Genomic DNA, 15,879 nt, shown 5'->3' with positions numbered 1-15,879 from the left:
CGCTTTTTGGCGCCTGTGCCTGAAAGCAGTCGGCCACCTGTCGGCCAGGCTTACTCATTCGCAGCTATGGCACGGCGAACGCCTGAAGGTCCGCTCCTGCCGGAAGCTGTCGTTCGCCGCCGCCGTCAGGAATGAAGGGTAAGTCCCACTTCTCGCCATTCGACGACTGTATCGTCAGTGCGCCGAGCTAGGATGAATGAACGTCTGAAGCTGGGCGGCCGCAATGGCCCCGCGAACGACCGAATATGGGTCAAAACTCACCCGTGCAGCTATCGCGCATGTCTTCCTTAGCGTTGGCCGTTCCTTATGCATGCGCCGGGGTGAGGGCGGGGTCCTCGGGACGCTCTTTGTCGGTCGGTGCCTTGATCCTGAACCATAGGGCATAGAGCGCGGGCAGGAACAGCAGCGTCAGGATCGTGCCGCCCAGCGTGCCGCCGATCAGCGTCACCGCCATTGATCCCCAGAATACCGAGCTGATGAGCGGCACGAACGCCAGCACTGCCGCCAGGGCCGTCAGGATGACCGGGCGGGACCGCTGCACGGTCGCTTCCACCACGGCATCATAGGGGTTCATGCCGTCGCGTTCGTGGTCGTGAATCTGGCCGATCAGGATCAGCGTGTTGCGCATCAGGATGCCGGCCAGCGCGATCAGGCCCAGAATGGCGTTGAAGCCGAAGGGCTGGCCGGTGAGCAGCAGGGTCGGCACCACGCCCACCAGCCCGAGCGGCGCGGTCAGCAGCACGATCGCCATTGCCGACAGGCTGCGGACCTGGAGGATGATGACGATCATCATGAGCACGATCATAATCGGGAAGATCGGCGCCAGGGCCTCGTTCGCCTTGCCGGACTCTTCGATCGAGCCGGCTATGTCGATCCTGTAGCCGGTGGGCAGCTGCCGGATCAGCGGCTGCAGTTTATCCAGCATCGCGGTCGATACGTCGGGCGGCTGGAGGCCATCGGCGATGTCGCCACGCACCGTGATCGTCGGCAGGCGGTCGCGGCGCTGGAGGATCGGGTCCTCCATCCGCACCTCGAGTATGCCCAGCTGGCTGACCGGCACGCGCTGCCCTTGTGCGCCTGTCAGCACGTAGTCGCCGATCCGCGCGGGATCGAGCCGGTCGTTGCCTGCCGAGCGCGCCACCACGTCGACGGTGCGGATGTCCTCGCGCGCCTGGCTGACGGTCACGCCGGTCAGCAGGAACTGGAGCTGGTCGGCGACGTCGCCCGATGTCAGGCCGAGCGCGCGCAGGCGATCCTGGTCCAGCACGAAGTGCAGCGCCGGCGCACGGTCGCCCCAATCGGCATTGACCGTGCGCATCGAAGGGTCAGCCTGCATGACCGCCTGCGCCCCTGTGGCAATGTCGCGCACTTTCGCCAGGTCGGGTCCGCTGACCCGAAAGGCGACCGGGAAGGGCGAATAGGGGCCGAAGGTCAGCTTGGTCGCGCGGATGCGAGCCGCGGGGGCGAGGCCGTCGCTGGCGGCGCGGCGCAGCCTGAGCGAGAGCGCTTCGCGCGCGTCCTGATCGGGCGTCAGCACGATGATCTTGGCGAACGAGGGGTCGGGCAGTTCGGGCGACAGCGACAGGAAGAAGCGCGGTGCGCCCTGACCGATATAGGTCGACACGGTCCTCGCCTCCGGTTGCTTGCGCAGCCAGGTTTCGACCTGCTTCGCCGCCTCGCCGGTCTGGGCGATGGCGGTGCCCTTGGGCATCTGCACCTCGACCAGCACCTCCGGGCGATCGGAGGCGGGGAAGAACTGCTTCTTGACCAGCGCCATGCCCGCGCCGGACAGCAGGAACAGGCAGAGCACCGCCAGGGTGACCGCGACCTTGCGCCGAACCGCCCAGGCGACGAAGCCTCGGACCTTCTGGTAGCGCGGCGTCTGGTAGATGGCGGCGTGCCCGCCTTCGACCGGCTCGATGTCCGGCAGCAGCTTGACGCCCATGTAGGGCGTGAAGATCACCGCCACGAACCACGAGGCGATCAGCGCGAAGCCGACGACCCAGAAGATGTTGCCGGCATATTCGCCCGCGGTCGATTGCGCGAAGCCGACGGGCATGAGGCCGATGACGGTCACCAGCGTACCGGCGAGCATCGGCGCGGCGGTGTGGCTCCACGCATAGGCGGAGGCGCGGATACGGTCATATCCCTCCTCCATCTTCACCACCATCATCTCGATGGCGATGATCGCGTCGTCGACCAGCAGGCCGAGCGCGAGGATTAGCGCGCCAAGCGTGATGCGGTCGAGCGCACGGCCCGTCGCCCACATGACGACCAGCACCACGGCCAGCGTCAGCGGCACCGCCGCGGCGACGACGATGCCGACCCGCCAGCCGAGGCTGATGAGCGACACCACCATCACGATGATGAGCGCTTCCAGGAAGGTGTGCATGAATTGGTCGACGGATTCCCTGATGTTCACCGACTGGTCGGTGACGCTGGCCAGCGTCATGCCGGTGGGCAGCTCGCCGCTGATCGCGTCGACCTCCGCCTTTAGCGCCTTGCCGAGTTCGAGGCCGTTCCAGCCGTCGCGCATCACGACGCCCAGCATCAGGGCCGGTTCGCCCTGGTGGCGGACAATGAAGCTGGCGGGGTCTTCGTAACCACGCTCGACCCTGGCGATCTCGGACAGGCGGAACGTCTTCTCGCCGACGACCACGGGAACGTCGCGCACCTTGGACAGGTCATCGAACGCGCCGTCGAGGCGGATCGCGACCTGCTGCCCCTTGGTCTCGATCGAGCCGGCGGGCGTAATGAGGTTCTGGCGCGTCAGCGCATCGAAGATCGCGCGCGGCGAGACGCCCAACGTGGCGAGGCGCTCCTCTGCGAATTCGACGTAGATCCGTTCGGGACGTTCGCCGACGATGTTGATCTTGTTGACGCCGGGCACGTGGAGCAGCCGCTGGCGAAGCCGTTCCGCCTCGCGCACCAGCAGCCGCTGCGGTTCGCCCTTCGCTTTCAGCGCATAGAGGGCGAAGGTCACGTCGGCATATTCGTCGTTGACGAACGGCCCGACGACGCCGCGCGGCAGCCGCGGGGCCTCGTCCGACATCTTCTTGCGCGTCTGGTAGAACTGGCCCTCGACCTCGGCGGGCGGGGTGGTGTCCTTCAGCGTCAGCGTGGTGAAGGCAAGGCCGGGCCGGGTGAAGGTCTCGCTGCGGTCGTACCAGCGCAGTTCCTGCATCCGCTTCTCCAGCGGCTCGGCGACCTGATCCTGCATCTCCTGCGCGGTCGCACCCGGCCATGCGGTGACGATGGTCATCACCTTGATCGTGAAGCTGGGGTCCTCGGCCCGGCCCAGCTTGGTGAAAGCGACGACGCCTGCCACGATGATGGCAATCAGGAAGAACAAGGTAACCGAGCGTTCGCGGACGGCCAGCGCCGAAAGGTTGAACCGGCCGGGTTTCGCGTCCGCGCCGCCATGGTTGGTATCTTCGGCGCGGTCGCTCATCGTGCGGCTCCCGGTGCGGGCGCTGCGATGCGGACGGCCTGCCCCTGATGGAGCAGGTGCGCACCCATGGCGACGAAGCGCTGTCCGTCCTTCAGACCGCCGACGATGGTCGCGGTTTCCTCGCCGACGGCCGAGACCTGGACGGGCTGCCAGGCGATGGTCGGCTGCTTCGTGTCGCGGATCACCCACACGCCCGGGCCGCGCCCGAGATCGTACAGCGCGCCGAGCGGCACCTCCGTGCTGGCGGTCCGTCCGGCGGACTCGGTGGCGATGGTGACGGTCGATCCCAATGGCGCGCGCGCGGCCTGCGCCCCCAGGACGTAGCGGGCCTCGAACGTACGCGACGCCGGGTCGGCGGAATCGGACAGCTGGCGCAGGGTTGCGGTGCCGGTCGCCCCGTCGAAGATGCGCGCCCTCGCCACCGAGCCGATCGCCGGGCGCAGCGTTTCCGGCAACTGCACCATCGCCTCGCGCGGTCCCGATCGGGCGATGCGCACGACGATCTGGCCCGCGGTGACGACTTGCCCCGGTTCGGCCAGCGTTTCGACGACGGTGCCGTCGGCGTCGGCGAGGAGCACCGTGTAATTCGCCTCGTTCCGCGCCACGCCGGCTTGGGCCTGCGCGGACGCGAGCTGCGCGCGCGCACTGTCGGCGGCGGCCCGCGCCTGGTCGTAGGCCGATGCCGATACTGCCCCCGCGCTGACCAGGTCGCGATATCGCCGTTCGTCCGCCGCCGCCTGGATCGCGCGGGCGCGGGCCGCATCGACGGTCCCGACCGCCGCCCGGGTCGCCAATGCGAGATCGGCGCTGTCGATCCGCATCAACGGCTGGCCACGGCGAACCGTCTCGCCGGCGTTAACGAGGCGCCGGACGACCTTGCCGCCGACGCGGAACCCGAGGTCGCTCTGCACCCTGGCAGCTACGACGCCCGTGAACTCGCGCGTTGCGCTGCCAGCCAGCGCTGGTGTCGAAACCCGCACCAGCGGGGGCAGGGTGCGTGGATCCTCCTGCTGCTTTCCGCACGCCGACAGCATGACGGACAGGAGCGTTATGCCCGCCAGGGCGACACCGGAATGACGAGTCGACACGTGCGTTCCTTCAATGAAGAAGGCTTCAACTGTATTTCTGTGACCAATATGTCAATCGGTCATAGGAATTTTAGGGGGCCAAGCTGCGAAGGATGAGGCTCGCCACCTCGTTCTGCCCGTCGGGTACCAAGGCGAGGTTTCGTTCGAGGTGAAGGGGATTTGTGAACGGCATCATCGCGTAGAAGATGGATCGACACGTCTCGTCCAAGGGCGTCTTGCGCTCGAACTCGCCGCTTTCCCGGCCCTCCTTGACGATGTCCTCGATTATCGACATCAGCATCTGCGTATAGGATCGAGCGGAATTCCAGTCCTCGGACGCGGCCAGCGCCGCTACCTCGTATATCTTCCGGTCGTCGAAGAACAGTTCTACGCCCAGGTTGGTAACCGTACGAAACATCCGCCGGAACCGATCATTCGCGCCCGTAGCCTCTGCCATCGCAGATCGTGCGCTGCCGATGATGATGTCGAGGCGTGACTGGCAGATCGCCTCTCCGATCGCCTGCTTGGACTCGAAGAAGCGATATATGTACGCTTTGGAAAAGCCGATTGACTTGGCGAGATCGGATACCGTCGTCTTCTGAAATCCATAACGGGCAAAGCATTCGTTTGCGGCTTCGATGATCTGATCGCGTACGGCATGTTCGGCCGGGCCGCGGTTCGGAGCCTCGGCGATGGAAACGGTCGTCATTGGTGCAGCATAACGGCGACGCCCGGATTAACAACCTATGACCGATCAGTACATCGGTCATAAATGGGAAAGTCGATCATGCCGGACTGCGGAACAACAGCCTCTACGCTCGTGCTCGCGCTCGCATTGAGCGGCTGCGCGACGGGCCCGGCCTATGTTGCCCCGGTCTCCGACGCCCCCGCCGGCTTCGTCGGTGCGGCGGCCGTCGAGGGTCGCCCGGCCGGTGCCGCGGCCGTCGACATGACGGCGTGGTGGCGGTCGTTCGACGATCCCCTGCTGGTCAGCTTCGTTGATCGCGCGCTGGCGCAGAACCTCGATCTTCAACAGGCCCGCGCACGCGTACTGCAGGCACGCGCGGCCTTGAAGAACGCCAACGCCGCGCTGCTGCCGTCGGCTACCGTGTCGGGTCAGGTCGGCGGGAACTACCAGTCCCTCGAAACACCGGTGGGCCGGATCGCGAATGGGTTTCCCGGATTCGACCGATCGACCGAAATCTACCAGCTCGATCTCAACGCGAGTTGGGAGCTCGACCTGTTCGGCGGTCGCGATGCGGCACGTGACGCCGCGCGGGCCGACTGGGAGGCGTCGGCCGCAAGTGCCGTTGCAGCCCGCCTGTCGGTCGCCGCCCAGACCGCGGACACCTATATCCTGATCCGGTCACTGCAGGCACGCCTCGCGGTCGCCAAGGACCAGGCTCGGACGCAGCAGCGCCTCGTCGATCTGATCGCCCTCCAATATCGCAAGGGCATCGCGGCCGAACTGCAACTGCGCCAGGTCGAAGGTGCAGCGGCGCAGGTCAAGGCCGTCGTTCCGGCGCTCCAGAACGATCTCGATATGGCGATGAACGCGATCGACGTCCTCGTCGGCGCACAGCCCGGCGCCAGTCGGACCGAATTCGCCGTTTCCGCCCCGATACCCGCCCCTCCCGGGATATCGACGGCGGGTGGGCCGGCAGCGCTGCTGCGTCGTCGGCCCGATATCATCGCGGCCGAGCGGACGCTCGCGGCCAGCAACGCACGCATCGGTGTCGCCATCTCGGAATATTATCCCAAGTTCAGCCTCAGCGGCCTGCTGGGTACCGCCACGACGGCGATCGGGGGCGTTTTCTCCGGTGATGCGACGCAAGCCAGTGGTCTGTTGGGGCTCCGCTGGCGTCTGTTCGACTTCGGTCGCGTCGATGCCGAGATCAAGGCGGCACGCGGCCGCAACGCCGAAGCACTCGCGGCGTATCGCCTGACGGTCCTCAGGGCATCGGAGGATGTCGAGAACGCCTTCTCCACCCTGGTGCAACAGGAAGCGCGGGCCGCAACGCTCTCAAGCGGCGAGGTCGCCCTGATCCGCGCCCGTGACACGTCCGATCGCGCGTACAAGGGCGGCGTCGTCAGCCTGATCGAAGTGCTTGATGCGGACCGGCGACTGCTGGAAACCCGAAACAGCGCGATTCTAGCACGCGCTGCTGCCAGTCGTGGCGCCGTGGCATCGTTTCGCGCGCTGGGTGGCGGCTGGAGCCCGCCGCAACTCGCCAGCCGCTGATATCAAGCCAACATCTGGAGGGACGAGACGTGTCCGAAACGAAAGAGGACGCACTTTCTGGCCTGGATCAAGTGCGCGCTTTGCTCGCATCCGGCCGACAACCACCTTTCGGTGTCAAGCTCGGTATATCGCTGATCGAGGCTGGCCATGGGCACGCCGTCTTCGAGGCGACGCCCGATGGCTCATCCTACAACCCGATGGGCTTTACTCACGGCGGTTATACGTCCTCCATACTAGACAGTGCCTGCGGTATCGCGGTGCATACCGCGCTAAAGCCGGGCCAGGCATATACGACGCTGGAACTAAAGGTGTCGTTCCTGCGGCCCCTTTCCGACCGCAGCGGTACCATCCGGGCGGTCGGCCGTCTGATTTCCATCGGTGGTCGCGCAGCCTTTTCTGAAGCGACACTCCACGATGCGGCAGGCAAATTGTGCGCGACTGCCACGTCCACATTGCTAATCTTCGAGCATCGAACTCGTTGAAGCACCTGCAGTACGACAACTGATCATCGATCTACAAGGATAGGAGCGCATTCCTATGGATGACGTCATCATCATCGGCGGGAGCTTTGCCGGGCTCGCTGCTGCGCTGCAGCTCGGACGAGCTCGCCGCGCTGTCACCGTTCTCGATACTGGCCTGCAGCGCAACCGCTTCGCCGGCCATTCGCATGGTCTCCTCGGCCACGATCACAAGCCGCCGATGTCGATCCTGGCCGAAGCGCGGCAGCAGCTGGTGCGTTATCCCACGATCAGGCTGATCGATGCCCGGGCCGACAGCGTTTCCGGTGTTATCGACGATTTTTCCGTTCTCACCGATGATGGTGCAAGCTTGAGGGCACGCCGCCTGATCCTGAGCTACGGCCTGGTTGACCAGATGCCCGCCGTTTCCGGCTTCGCCGAGAACTGGGGCACGGCGATCGTTCCGTGCCCCTATTGCGACGGCTACGAAGTCGCCGACCGGCACTGGGGTCTTATCTGGTCCGGCCCGCAGGCTCACAACTATGTCAGGCTATTCCGCGACTGGACCGACCGACTGACTGTCTTCTCGGACGCGCACGACATCTCGTCCGAAGTCCGAGCCGACCTCGCGCGCCGCAATGTGCCCGTTGTCGATGGCAGGATCGCCGAAATCACTCGTCGAGAGGGCCATGGCGCCACCGTCTGGCCCGATAGCGCGCCCGAAGTCGACGTAGACATCGTGTTCGCACATCCACGCAACAAGCCGGCGGCGAGCCTTCATGAACCACTGGGACTCGACACGGTTGGTACCCCCTTCGGCATCGTCCTTAAAGTGGACGAGCGGCGGGAAACCAGCATACTTGGCATCTACGCTGCCGGTGACCTTGCAAACCCGCTGATGGCGTCAGTTACGACGGCGATATGGCAGGGCGCGACCGCGGGCATATCGGCCCAGCAGTCCATGCTCATGTGATCGAACTATCGTAAGGACGGCGTTGACGATCACTTTCCAAACCGGTCGAACTGCGGCGTGGGTGCTTAACCACTTTAACGTCGTGCGATCCGACACGTTGGATGCCAAAAGCAATCAAGCGCGCCGATGAACGAACGGCTAACTTCGGGAGGCGCACTAAGTGGCGCCAACTCTGTTTGTGATGGGGTGGACGCCCCCCGACGGCATTGATGTGCCAGAGTGGAGGTGTTGAACACCACTGAAGGAGGCGTCCGTGTCAGAGGTTACCACGATTGGTCTGGATATCGCCAAGCACATTTTCCACGCGCATGGTGCCGATGAGCGTGGCGGGATGGTCTTCAGCCGCAGGCTGACCCGCGGCAAGCTGCTCGACTTCTTCGCAGCGCAGCCTCGCTGCCTGGTGGCGCTGGAGGCATGTGGCGGTGCGCATCACTGGGCGCGCGAGCTGCGGGCGATGGGGCACGAGGTGCGGCTGATTCCGCCAGCGTACGTGAAGCCATTCGTAAAGCGGCACAAGAATGATGCGGTGGATGCCGAGGCGATCTGCGAGGCGGCACAGCGACCGAACATGCGGTTCGTGGCAGTGAAGAGCGAGGAGCAGCAGGCAGCAGCGCTGGTGTTCCGTACGCGCGACCTAGCGGTGAAGCAGCGCACTCAGCTCGGCAATGCGATCCGAGGGCATCTGGCCGAATACGGCTGGGTTGCGTCCAAGGGGGCGGCGCACCTCGCGATGCTGGCAGACCTGCTCGACGGTGGCGAGATAGGAGAAACGCTGCCCGAGGCGGCGCGACCAATGTTCACGATGATGGTCGACATGCTCGCCGATCTCGACAAGCGGATTGCGGCCTTGGACAAGGAGATCACGCGTCGCGCTCGCGAGGACGAGGTGGCGCGGCGGCTGATGACCATCCCGGGTGTCGGACCGATCACGGCGACCGCTATCGCCGCAATAGCGCCTCCGGCCGAGACCTTCGCGAAGGGCCGCGACTTCGCCGCCTGGCTAGGGCTGGTCCCGAAGCAGGCGTCGACCGGCGGCAAGCAGAAGTCCGGCGCGATCTCGCGAATGGGCGAGCGAACGCTGCGGCGCCTCCTCATCATCGGGGCCAGCGCAGTCGTGCTTCAGGCGAGCAAGCGCGGGGCGCCGGCGGGCTCATGGCTTGAGGGCATGCTGGCCAGGAAGCCCCGCATGCTGGTCACGGTCGCGCTCGCCAACAAGATGGCACGCACAGTCTGGGCGTTGCTGGTGAGGCAAGAGGATTATAGAGCTCCGGTCGCAGTCACGGCGTAAGCCGAGGCGGACCAGAGGCGTCGGAGGGCGCAGTCGGTCGAAGGAGGGTATGGCACGACAGTCGGCGAGACGGGGCCGGAAGAACCAGGTAGACCCATCGTGTCTAGAGCACGCGATTGTGATGTGGTTCCGGTCCGCGAACTCCCATACGGGCCAGCAGCTTACGCTGCATTACAGGCCGGACAGATGGCAGCATCCGACCGTGTGTCAGAATTCCCAAATACCGCTTGCAACCGAAGGGGCGTCCACAGATGGGTCTTGTCAGCCGCCCAGCGGCTGACCGCCGGATGGTCCATCTCGGGCGTTCTCATGCCATGCCAGTCATTTTCCCGAATCTTGCTGCCTTTGGAACCTCACGACTTTCCCGATGCCCCGCTCTCACCTAGCCGTTTCGAGAAAGTGCATTCTTAAAGATTTTGGGGAAGCGGGTGCCCCGGACGCCTGTGGGTACGATCGGCGAGATTTCTTCCCACATCACGTTCTCCATCGGGAAGATCGGTGTCGCTGTTTTAAGCGGGGGCGGAGACGAGGCGGGAACTTTTGGCACTAAGTGCCATTACGGATGGCATGATTACCGTCCACCATCTTCGTGCCAGTCGCTCTCACCGCATCCTCTGGCTGATGGAGGAGCTCGAGTTGCCCTATGCGCTTGAGACGTACGAGCGCGATCCGGTCACGATGCGAGGTGGGTCTGCCCTCACGTCGCATAGCCCGTTCGGCAAGGCGCCTGCAATCGTCGACGGTGACTTGGAGCTGTCTGAATCCGGCGCGATCATCGCTCACATCCTGGATCGATATGCCGGCGGTCGCCTGCAACCGGAACCCGGCACTGACGCATGGTCCCGTCACGCCATGCTGATGCACATGGCCGAGGCCACGGCGATGCCGGCGTTGACGGTCGACCTGATCGAGACGATGGGTGCCGAGGTGCCGCAGGCAATCCGGTGGATACCGGGACCGACCGGTGCAGAGGTGCTGGACCAGCTCGCCGCGCTGCTGGATCATCGGGCATACGTGCTCGGTGACGATCTTACCGCAGCCGACATCCAGATGTGGTTCGTGATGCGTGCCGCTTCGGCCCGTCAGGATTTTCGCAGTTACCCGACGCTCGGCACCTATCTCGACCGGTTGGAGGCGCGTCCTGCGTTCGCAGCCGCCGTGGCGCGGGGCGGACCGGTGGAGATGCACGCCGCATGACCCCGACTGGCGCCGTGGCGGAAAAAGCGGCCATTCGTCGCCAATCGGTGATCGACATCGCGATCGACTTGTACCTCACGCATGGCTTCGCGGGCACGACGATGGACATGATCGCGCAGGCGTCGGGGGTCGCACGCCGCACGATCTTCCGCGACTTCCCGACCAAGGAGGATATCGTTCTCGCCTGGACCGTGACGACCGGGCCGGCGCTGGTGGCTCGGATCGATCCCGCACGCTGCGCGACCGATCCGGTCACCGCGGCGACGGAGGCGGTGCTCGGGCACATCAACGCCCATCGCGACGTCCATCCCGTATCGCTGAAGGTCGGTCGCCTGATCGAGGATACGCCGTCGCTGAAGGCGCGCGCTCACGAGAAGTACCAGGTGTGGGAGCACATGGTCGCCACCGCCATCGTGGCGCACGGTGGCGACCCGCTGGCGGCCGCCATGGCCGCGGCAATCGCGATCGGCGGCCTGCGAATCGCGGCGCGGCAGTGGACCCTCGAAGGCGGCGAGCGGTCGATCGCCGATCTCACGGCCGCGACCTACGCGGCGCTGCCCCGGCCCATCGTTTCAAAGGACCAGACATGATCGACATGAACGACAAGGTGGTGATCGTCAGCGGCGCTACCGGCGGCCAGGGCGAAGCGGAGGTGCGCCTGCTGGTAGAATGCGGTGCGCAGGTCGTCTTCGGCGGCCGCAACGAGGAGAATGGTCGCGCAATCGAGGCCGACTTGCGAGGACGGGCCATCTTCCAGCGGCACGATGTCGGCTCTGAGGCGGAGTGGGCGGCGATCGTCGAGCGGGCCGAACAGGCATTCGGGAAGGTCACTGGCCTCGTCAACAACGCCGGCGTGACGATCACCGGCAAGGTGACCGACATCGAGGCGGAGACGGTGATGGCGGGCATCCGCACCAACCAGCTCGGCCAGCTGCTTGGCATGAAGCACGTCGTCCCGGCGATGCGCCGCGCCAAGGGCGGCGCCATCGTCAACATCGGCTCGGAAGCCGGTGTGCGCGGTGCGCCCCTGGCCATCGCCTATTCCGGCACCAAGGCGGCGATAGCGGGTATGACACGAACCGCAGCGGCCGAACTCGCGTCGGACGGCATTCGCGTCAATCTCGTCAACCCCGGTCCGATCGACACGCCCATGATCCGCAATGTGGTGACCAAGCTGGGTGCCTGGGCGATGGGCAAGATCGTGCCGCTCGGCCGCGTCGGACAGCCCGGGGACGTCGCGCCCGCGGTGGTCTTCCTGCTGTCCGACGATGCCGGCTTCATCACTGGGGCCGAACTGAATGTCGACGGCGGACGCACCATCGCCCCGGCCGGGCTGCTCTGACCCCAAAGGCACGAACGATCATCGAACCGAAGAAGGATAGCGGCATGTCTCTTACGATCGTCACCGGCGCCGGCAGCGGCATGGGCCGTCATATTGCCTTGTCGCTTGTCGCGGCAGGGCGACCCGTTCTCGCGGTCGGGCGGCGCCGGGAACCGCTTGAGCAAACCGCATCGCTGAGCGCGGACGCGGCGCTGGTTTCGATTGCCACGGGCGACTTGTCGCTCACGGCCGACGTCGAGGCGATCGTCGGGTCAATTGGTGAACAGGCTGTGCGCGCCATCGTCGCCACCGCCGGCGGCCAGGGGGATTTTAAGGAACCCGGCAATTCGGTTGCCGCGATCGAAGGCGCATGGTCCGAGGCGCTGGGCAAGAACCTGTTCAGCGCGGTGCTGCTGATCGAAGCGGTCCTGCCCGAAATGGTGGAGGACGGCCGGATCATCCTGATCGGTTCGACCGCTGGCCTCGATGGCCAAGGCGGCCCCTATGCCACCGCCAAGGCGGCGCTCCACGGCTATGCGCGCGATCTTGCCCGACGCGCGGGAAAGCGCCGCATCACCGTCAATGCCATCGCACCTGGCTTCGTCGCCGATACCGAGTTCTTTGAGGCGGGCGGCTACGGCGACAGCGCCAAGATGGTAGACCAAGTAGCGGCGCAGACACTGGTTGGCCGGGTCGGCAAGCCTGAAGACATCACCGCCTGCACCGAATGGCTGCTGTCCGAGCGCGCGGGCTGGGTGACCGGGCAGACTATCTCCGTCAATGGCGGCGTCCTGATGTCATGACGTTGCCATCTCGAAAGCATGACGGGCCGTTGAAGACGCCGCTTCGTGAGACGGCGAAGGTTGCGGGCGTGCTGGGTGTCCTTGGTGTCGGTGTGCTGGTGGGTTCGACTGACTGGCTCGCGGCGTTCGGTGCTCGTCCCTCTGGCGAACGGCTCCAGCGCATAATCCGATCGCCACAATGGCGCGGGTCTGCAAAAGACGGCGCATTCGAGAACTCGGTTCCAACCGCCAAAATGCTACCGAACAGCATGTTGAATACGGCATGGCGGCAGGTGGCAGGCGGCGAACAACGCACGCCGCCGAAGGCGATACCTGTCAGGCGCCTCACACGAGCCGACTTTACGCAGCCGCCTCCCTCTGGGCTGCGCGCGACTTGGCTAGGCCATGCCACCACGCTGGTGGAGATCGATGGCGCACGCGTTCTGCTCGACCCCGTCTGGGCAGAGCGCGCCTCTCCGTCCAGGCTGGTCGGACCGAGCCGCTTCCACGCCCCGCCGCTCCCAATCGGCGATGTTCCGCCACTCGACGCCGTCGTAATTTCACACGATCATTACGATCATCTCGACATGGATGCCGTTCGGGCGCTCGCCAACGATCCGAACCAGCCTTGCTTGCGCTTCGTGGTGCCGCTCGGCGTCGGCGCGCATCTCGAGCGTTGGGGCGTTGCGCCGGCACGCATCGTCGAACTGGACTGGGGCGAGTCCGCCAAGGTAGGTGGAATCAACGCCTCGCTCAGCATCACTGCCACTCCGGCGCGACACTATTCAGGTCGTGGACTCGGTCGCGACAACCAGACGCTGTGGGCATCGTTCGTGATCGCGGGAACCACGTCACAGGGCGGGTCGCACCGGGTGTTCTACAGCGGGGATACAGGGGCATTCGACGGGTTCACGAAACTCGGCAAGCAGCATGGCCCCTTCGACCTTACGATCGTTAAAATGGGGGCATACGGCCCCACCTGGCCCGACATCCATCTTACGCCGGAGCAGGCCGTTGCGGTTCATCAACAAGTCGGTGGCCGAATGCTGTTGCCAGTGCACTGGGGCACCTTCAACCTTGCCTTCCACCCTTGGGAAGAACCCGCGGAACACGTGCTTGAGGCTGCTCGAGTAGCCGGGGTGCGTGTTGTTCTTCCAAGACCCGGTGAGCCGGTCGAGCCGGACGCTTCTCCGGCGACCTTGCCCGAACCAATAGATGCATGGTGGCGGCAGGTAGTCTCGATCCGCTAACCACCGGCTTCCGGGGAAGCCGCGATGGTATCGAATTTGAAGCCTTTTTTGCGAAAACTGGCGGGGCAGCGGCAGGGCCGACGCTCAGCAAGTCTCACGCTGCCAATATGAATGGATGGCATAAGCTGGGGAGCCGAAAAGAGGCCGCTAATAACCGGATTTGGGTCTCCGTGGCGATCGACCCGATGGACCCGCGACCACATCGGCCGGTTTCTATCACCAGCCTGGAGTCGAAGCATGCGCCTTATCGCCATCGAAGAGCATATCCTGCCAGTTGAGGTCCGTGATGCCTGGGCCGCTGCGCCGCCGCCGCACGATCCAGTTTCCGCAATAGCGGACATAGGGGAGACGGGTGAGCGCCTCGCTGACCTCTGCGAGGGGCGGCTGGCGTTGATGGACGAGCAGGGCGTCGACGTGCAGGTGCTCTCGCTCACCACGCCGGGACTGCACAACCTCGAGCCTGGACCGGCGGTAGAGCTGGCTCGGCGAACCAACGACCTGATCGCCGACGCTTGCGCGCGCCGCCCTGATCGCTTCCAGGGCTTCGCCGCACTGCCGACGTCCGATCCCGACGCCGCCCCGCGCGAGCTGGAACGAGCCGTGAAGGAACTCGGACTTAAGGGTGCGCTGCTGTGTGGCCGCACGCGCGACCGCCACCTTGACCACGCGGCGCTTCGCCCGCTGCTCGCCAACGCGGCAGCGCTCGGCGTGCCGCTGTTCATTCATCCGCAAACGCCCGCCCCCGCCGTGCGCGAGGCGAGCTACTCTGGGATCAGCGAGCGGGCCGATCTGGCGCTCTCCGCCTTCGGTCTTGGCTGGCACTACGAGGCCGGACTGGAGTGGGTGCGGCTGGTCGCGGCGGGCGTGTTCGACGAACTGCCGAACCTCCAGATCATCCTGGGCCACTGGGGCGAGGTGGTGCTGTTCTATATCGAGCGGACCGGCGCCGTGCTGGACCGCGCGCTCGATCTCGACCGGTCACTCGCCGAGTGCGCCAGACGCAACCTCTACGTCACGGGAAGCGGCATGTGGAGCGAGAGCTACCTGCGGCGCTGTCTGGAGATCGTGGGACCTAAGCGCCTGCTGTTCTCGACCGACTTCCCCTACCAGTATCAGCCAGGAGGCAAGCCTCGCCGGTTTATCGAGAGCCTCGATCTCGACGGCGCTACCCGCAACGGCCTGGCACACGGTAATTGGGAGAGGCTGATCAAAGACGCGGGCAGCCCGAAGGAGTGCGCTCGTCAGCAGGCGTGATCCCGGCCTGAACCAACGTTCGCTTCCGAGAAGCGGCAAACTGGCCCTGGACGTCCGTCTCAGGTTCCTCTGAAACGGAATGCGGCTGCGTGCTAAGTTGCCTGTTCAGCGCGTCGCTCAGCCAGCCGACCAACATACTCCCGCAGCAGCGCGACGCGGCGCGGGCGAAAGGTCATTCCATCGGCCTCGATCGCGGTAATGCGGTCGGAGCGGAACATACGGAAGTCCCCGCGCAGGCAACACCAGGCGAGCACGGTGACGCAGGTGTGTGGATCGGCGTGGAAAAGGGACCCCGATAGCGGGGTGATCGGCGTCGAAAAAGGACCCCTCATCCCGGTGGTCTAGGCTGCTCGCTTGGCGGTGTGTCAGGCGGCGAGATCGGGATGCTGGTATTGGAGACGGTATTGAGGATCCGGCGCGAGCACGCGTCGGGGAAGGCCATCAAGGCGATAGCGCGGGACCTGCACCTATCGCGCAAGGTGGTGCGCAAGGCGATCCGGGCGCCGGAGGCGGACATGGGTTACCGGCGGGAGGTGCAGCCGCTGCCGAAGCTGGGGCCGTTTCAGGCGCAACTGGACGCGTTGCTGGAGGAAGAC

General features: G+C 65.4%; 14 protein-coding genes and 1 pseudogene. 11 read left to right on the top strand and 4 right to left on the bottom strand.

Annotated features, from left to right (window positions below; genetic code table 11):
• Positions 1-304: 304 nt before the first annotated feature.
• The 3 genes from BM145_RS14595 to BM145_RS14585 form a co-directional block, all read right to left on the bottom strand.
• The gene (locus BM145_RS14595; RefSeq protein ID WP_093334404.1) at positions 305-3,451 is read right to left on the bottom strand and encodes an efflux RND transporter permease subunit; all 3,147 of its coding nucleotides are present in this window, start codon (positions 3,449-3,451) and stop codon (positions 305-307) included.
• Positions 3,448-4,485 carry an efflux RND transporter periplasmic adaptor subunit gene (locus BM145_RS14590; protein WP_093334403.1) on the bottom strand — a complete coding sequence of 346 codons (1,038 nt, stop codon included), beginning with the start codon at positions 4,483-4,485 and terminating at the stop codon, positions 3,448-3,450. Before BM145_RS14590 ends, BM145_RS14595 begins: the two co-directional genes overlap by 4 nt.
• A 124-nt stretch (positions 4,486-4,609) precedes the next feature.
• Positions 4,610-5,227, bottom strand: coding sequence for a TetR/AcrR family transcriptional regulator (locus tag BM145_RS14585; protein WP_093334402.1), 618 nt, complete (start codon positions 5,225-5,227; stop codon positions 4,610-4,612).
• Between the two features lie 63 nt (positions 5,228-5,290).
• Between BM145_RS14585 and BM145_RS14580 the strand changes: the two genes are divergently transcribed.
• The 10 genes from BM145_RS14580 (at position 5,291) to BM145_RS14535 (ending at position 15,283) form a co-directional block, all read left to right on the top strand.
• Entirely contained in the window at positions 5,291-6,760 is a 1,470-nt protein-coding gene (locus BM145_RS14580) for an efflux transporter outer membrane subunit (RefSeq protein ID WP_245739373.1), read from the top strand.
• A gap of 29 nt (positions 6,761-6,789) precedes the next feature.
• Positions 6,790-7,242, top strand: a complete 453-nt coding sequence (locus BM145_RS14575) for a PaaI family thioesterase (RefSeq protein WP_093334401.1) — start codon at positions 6,790-6,792, stop codon at positions 7,240-7,242.
• A gap of 55 nt (positions 7,243-7,297) precedes the next feature.
• Positions 7,298-8,191: an NAD(P)/FAD-dependent oxidoreductase gene (locus BM145_RS14570; protein WP_093334400.1), complete on the top strand. Its 894-nt coding sequence runs from the start codon at positions 7,298-7,300 to the stop codon at positions 8,189-8,191.
• Positions 8,192-8,444: 253 nt separating this feature from the next.
• Positions 8,445-9,479: an IS110 family RNA-guided transposase gene (locus BM145_RS14565; RefSeq protein ID WP_093334399.1), complete on the top strand. Its 1,035-nt coding sequence runs from the start codon at positions 8,445-8,447 to the stop codon at positions 9,477-9,479.
• 567 nt (positions 9,480-10,046) lie between these two features.
• Positions 10,047-10,676 (top strand): glutathione S-transferase family protein, encoded by a 630-nt coding sequence (locus BM145_RS14560; RefSeq protein ID WP_093334398.1) that lies wholly within the window; start codon positions 10,047-10,049, stop codon positions 10,674-10,676.
• Complete coding sequence (locus BM145_RS14555) at positions 10,673-11,266, top strand: TetR/AcrR family transcriptional regulator (RefSeq protein ID WP_093334397.1); 594 nt, start codon at positions 10,673-10,675, stop codon at positions 11,264-11,266. Before BM145_RS14560 ends, BM145_RS14555 begins: the two co-directional genes overlap by 4 nt.
• Positions 11,263-12,018 carry an SDR family NAD(P)-dependent oxidoreductase gene (locus BM145_RS14550; protein WP_093334396.1) on the top strand — a complete coding sequence of 252 codons (756 nt, stop codon included), beginning with the start codon at positions 11,263-11,265 and terminating at the stop codon, positions 12,016-12,018. The genes BM145_RS14555 and BM145_RS14550 overlap by 4 nt, the downstream gene beginning before the upstream one ends.
• A gap of 44 nt (positions 12,019-12,062) precedes the next feature.
• Positions 12,063-12,800 (top strand): SDR family NAD(P)-dependent oxidoreductase, encoded by a 738-nt coding sequence (locus BM145_RS14545; protein ID WP_093334395.1) that lies wholly within the window; start codon positions 12,063-12,065, stop codon positions 12,798-12,800.
• Positions 12,801-12,829: 29 nt separating this feature from the next.
• On the top strand, positions 12,830-14,029 hold the full coding sequence (locus BM145_RS14540) for an MBL fold metallo-hydrolase (protein WP_218149666.1): 1,200 nt from the start codon (positions 12,830-12,832) through the stop codon (positions 14,027-14,029).
• Positions 14,030-14,266: 237 nt separating this feature from the next.
• On the top strand, positions 14,267-15,283 hold the full coding sequence (locus BM145_RS14535) for an amidohydrolase family protein (RefSeq protein ID WP_093334393.1): 1,017 nt from the start codon (positions 14,267-14,269) through the stop codon (positions 15,281-15,283).
• A 92-nt stretch (positions 15,284-15,375) separates the two neighbouring features.
• Here the strand turns inward: BM145_RS14535 and BM145_RS16550 are convergent, their stop codons facing one another.
• Positions 15,376-15,615 carry a WYL domain-containing protein gene (locus BM145_RS16550; RefSeq protein WP_281244369.1) on the bottom strand — a complete coding sequence of 80 codons (240 nt, stop codon included), beginning with the start codon at positions 15,613-15,615 and terminating at the stop codon, positions 15,376-15,378.
• A gap of 51 nt (positions 15,616-15,666) precedes the next feature.
• On the opposite strand from BM145_RS16550, the pseudogene BM145_RS14530 reads away from it, so the two are divergent.
• A pseudogene (locus tag BM145_RS14530) lies at positions 15,667-15,879 on the top strand (IS21 family transposase); the annotation flags it as partial.

Origin of the sequence: Sphingomonas rubra (assembly GCF_900115745.1) — a bacterium.
In the GTDB taxonomy this organism is placed as follows: domain Bacteria; phylum Pseudomonadota; class Alphaproteobacteria; order Sphingomonadales; family Sphingomonadaceae; genus Sphingomonas; species Sphingomonas rubra.
This window is presented reverse-complemented; position numbering and strand designations above follow the sequence as displayed.

Excerpts from the sequence above, each read along its gene's own strand:
- BM145_RS14595 (WP_093334404.1), bottom strand. The coding sequence starts at position 3,451 with ATGAGCGACCGCGCCGAAGATACCAACCATGGCGGCGCGGACGCGAAA.
- BM145_RS14590 (WP_093334403.1), bottom strand. The coding sequence starts at position 4,485 with ATGCTGTCGGCGTGCGGAAAGCAGCAGGAGGATCCACGCACCCTGCCC.
- BM145_RS14585 (WP_093334402.1), bottom strand. The coding sequence starts at position 5,227 with ATGACGACCGTTTCCATCGCCGAGGCTCCGAACCGCGGCCCGGCCGAA.
- BM145_RS14580 (WP_245739373.1), top strand. The coding sequence starts at position 5,291 with ATGGGAAAGTCGATCATGCCGGACTGCGGAACAACAGCCTCTACGCTC.
- BM145_RS14570 (WP_093334400.1), top strand. The coding sequence starts at position 7,298 with ATGGATGACGTCATCATCATCGGCGGGAGCTTTGCCGGGCTCGCTGCT.
- BM145_RS14560 (WP_093334398.1), top strand. The coding sequence starts at position 10,047 with ATGATTACCGTCCACCATCTTCGTGCCAGTCGCTCTCACCGCATCCTC.
- BM145_RS14555 (WP_093334397.1), top strand. The coding sequence starts at position 10,673 with ATGACCCCGACTGGCGCCGTGGCGGAAAAAGCGGCCATTCGTCGCCAA.
- BM145_RS14550 (WP_093334396.1), top strand. The coding sequence starts at position 11,263 with ATGATCGACATGAACGACAAGGTGGTGATCGTCAGCGGCGCTACCGGC.
- BM145_RS14545 (WP_093334395.1), top strand. The coding sequence starts at position 12,063 with ATGTCTCTTACGATCGTCACCGGCGCCGGCAGCGGCATGGGCCGTCAT.
- BM145_RS14535 (WP_093334393.1), top strand. The coding sequence starts at position 14,267 with ATGCGCCTTATCGCCATCGAAGAGCATATCCTGCCAGTTGAGGTCCGT.
- BM145_RS16550 (WP_281244369.1), bottom strand. The coding sequence starts at position 15,615 with ATGAGGGGTCCTTTTTCGACGCCGATCACCCCGCTATCGGGGTCCCTT.